The sequence below is a fragment of the Streptomyces sp. NPDC034086 genome, from assembly GCF_055575515.1.
This window is the reverse complement of the sequence record NZ_JBVISM010000045.1, coordinates 1-1,085: the sequence shown is the minus strand read 5'-3', so window position 1 is coordinate 1,085 and position 1,085 is coordinate 1. Positions and strand designations below refer to the sequence as shown.

Annotated in this window: 1 protein-coding gene; it reads left to right on the top strand. The window is 67.6% G+C overall.

The features are described 5' to 3' along the window. Positions 1-109 precede the first annotated feature (109 nt). On the top strand, positions 110-1,085 hold a 976-nt coding region (locus ACZ514_RS32275), incomplete at its 3' end, for an IS481 family transposase (protein ID WP_469126345.1).

The following is a 1,085-nucleotide window of genomic DNA, read 5'->3' as shown; positions in this document are numbered from 1 at the left end:
GGCTAGGTGTATTGATCACGAGCGTTGTTGACACTCGGCTGGTCTTGAACATGGCGAAGACCTCCGGTGTGGTGGGAGCTGTCTAGGAACTCACCGCACGGAGGCCTTCGTGTCCCACCGTAATGCCCGGCTGACCGTCTTCGGTAGGCGGCTACTGGTCGAGCGAGTCCGCTCGGGCCGCCCTGTCGCGCATGTCGCGGCCGAGATGGGCATATCGCGGGCCACCGCCCACAAATGGGTCCGCCGCTGGCGCACGGAAGGCGACGCTGGACTCCACGACCGTTCCAGCCGCCCCCGCACGACACCCCACCGGACGTCGCCCGCGATCGAGGCCCGAGTCTGTGACCTGCGTCGAAGCCGCAAACTCGGCCCCGCACGGATCGGCCCGATCCTCGGCCTGCCCGCCTCGACCGTCCACCGGATCCTGGTCCGGCACAGCCTGCACCGCCTGGCCTGGCTGGACCGGCCCACCGGAGAGCCGATCAGGCGTTACGAGCGTGCCCGGCCCGGCGAGCTGGTCCATGTCGACATCAAGAAGCTCGGCAACATCCCTCACGGCGGCGGATGGCGGGCCGTGGGCCGAACTGACGGCGACCGCAACCGGCAGGCCACCACCACCGAGCGCAAGAGCTCCACACCCGTGATCGGCTACAGCTACGTCCACTCCGCCGTCGACGACCACTCCCGCCTGGCCTACAGCGAAGTCCTCACCGACGAACGCAAGGAGACAGCCGCCGGATTCTGGCAGCGGGCCAACACGTTCTTCCAGGCCCACGGCATCACCGTCGAACGCGTCCTGACCGACAACGGCGCCTGCTACAAGTCCAAGCTGTTCACCCAGACCCTGGCCGCGGCCGGCATCACCCACAAACGCACCAGGCCCTACCGGCCACAGACCAACGGCAAGGTCGAACGCTTCAACCGCACCCTCCTGGACGAGTGGGCCTACCTGCGGCCCTACACCTCAAACGACGAGCGGACAGCGGCCCTGGCAGACTTCCTCCACACCTACAACCACCACCGCTGCCACACCGCACTCGACGGACACCCACCCATCAGCCGCGTCAACAACCCTGCGGGTCAAT